Genomic DNA, 1,819 nt, shown 5'->3' with positions numbered 1-1,819 from the left:
GCAGCAGGTTCAGGCGCAGCGGCTGGCCCTCGCGCCAGTAGCTCGAAATCTGCAGCACCGCCGGGCCAGACAGGCCGCGATGGGTGAACAGCAGGTCTTCGTCGAACTGGCCCTTGGCCTTTTTTTCACCCGTCTCGATGTGCACGGGCAGCGCCAAACCTGCCAGTTCTGCGAACGGTGCCCACTGGGCCTCGTCAAAGGTCAGCGGCACCAGCGCGGGGCGCGTGGGCACCACCGGCAGCTTGAACTGTTTGGCCAGGCGCAGGCCCCAGTCGGTGGCGCCGATTTTGGGGATAGGCAGGCCACCCGTGGCCACCACCAGCGCTGGCGCACACACGCTGCCGTTGGCGGTGCTCAGCGTGTAGCCGTCGGCACCGTGGGCCACGCTGTGCACGGTGCAGGGCTGCCAGCGCGTCACGCCGCCGGCCTCGCACTCGCGCAGCAGCACCTTGATCAGGTCTTCGGCCGAGCGGTCGCAGAACAGCTGGCCCTTGTGTTTTTCGTGGAAGGGCACGCCGTGGCGTGTCAGCAGGGCGGTGAAGTCGCTGGGCGTGTAGCGCGACAGGGCCGAGCGGCAGAAGTGCGGGTTGTCGCTCAGAAAGTGTTTCTGCGGAGCACGCGGGTCGAGGTCGCGGTTGGTGAAGTTGGCCCGGCCACCGCCCGAGATGCGGATTTTTTCGGCCACCTTCTCGGCGTGGTCGATCAGCAGCACCTTCTGGCCCAGTTGCCCGGCCACCCCGGCACAGAACAGGCCGGCCGCGCCGGCACCCACGATCACGACATCGAAATGTTGCATGGCGGGCAGTGTAGCCACCCGCCCGTTCAGCGCCTCATCATGGGCCGGGATGGGGCACAAACACGTCGTGGCCCCGGCCGCCGGCCTTGGCGCGGTACACGCCCTGGTCGGCGCGTTGCCACAGGCTGTCGGCGGTGTCGCTGGGGTGGGCCTGGGCGATGCCGGTGGAAAAGCCGATGCGCACGCCCGCTGGCAGGTGGGGCAGGGCCAGGGTGCCGAACATGGCGCGCAGTTCACCGAGCACGCGCAGCGCGCCCTCGTGGCCGGTGTCGGTCAGCACCAGCAAAAATTCCTCGCCGCCGATGCGGCCCACCGCGTCGCGCTGGCGCACCGACTGCGCCAGGCGCTGCGAGAAACCCACCAGCACCTGGTCGCCCACGGCGTGGCCGTGCTGGTCGTTGATGGACTTGAATTCGTCGAGGTCGATCAGCACCACCGCGAGCGGGCGCTGGCTGGCCAGCGCCTGCGCCAGCAGTTCCTCCAGCCGGCCAAACACAAAGCGGCGGTTGGGCAGTTCGGTCAACGGGTCGGTGATGGAGGCCATCAGGGCGGCGTCGCGCGCCCGGCGCAAATCGGCTTCGGTGGACTTGAGGCTGGTGACGTCGGTGGACACACAGAGCTGCCAGCCGTCAGGCCGCGTTTCCTCGGTCACGCGCAGCCAGCGGCCGTCGGCGATGTCGGATTCGAAGCGGCGCAGCGCCTGCTGGCGGTAGCGCTTGCGCACGTCCACCAGCCAGGCATCGATGTCGTTGGTGTCGATCAGCAGGCCCTTGCGGCTGCGGTAGGCCTCGCGCATCACGTCTTCCCAGGTGGGCGTGTCCTCCGGGCGGTCCCAGTACAGGTTGCGGTAGCTGCGGTTGGCGTAGGCCATGCGCTCGGACGGGTCGAACAAGGCCACCGCCATTTGTGAGCCGTCCAGCAGCTGCAGCAGGCGGGCGCAGATGTCGGTGGTGGGGATGGTGTTGGGGGTGTCCGTCACGGCCAGCGGTGGGGCGGTGCTGGTGGGCGCAGCGGCGGGCGGCT

General features: G+C 69.0%; 2 protein-coding genes. Both read right to left on the bottom strand.

Features of this window, described 5'->3' with window-relative positions:
* Positions 1-796: aminoacetone oxidase family FAD-binding enzyme (locus Q8M88_RS08365; RefSeq protein ID WP_305596296.1), on the bottom strand; the 796-nt coding region annotated here is incomplete at its 3' end.
* Positions 797-833: 37 nt separating this feature from the next.
* On the bottom strand, positions 834-1,819 hold a 986-nt coding region (locus tag Q8M88_RS08360), incomplete at its 5' end, for a sensor domain-containing diguanylate cyclase (protein ID WP_305596294.1).

The organism is Phenylobacterium sp., assembly GCF_030693805.1.
Lineage (GTDB): Bacteria > Pseudomonadota > Alphaproteobacteria > Caulobacterales > Caulobacteraceae > Phenylobacterium.
Note: the sequence above shows the minus strand (reverse complement) of the source record. Positions and strands in the feature narration are given on the sequence as shown.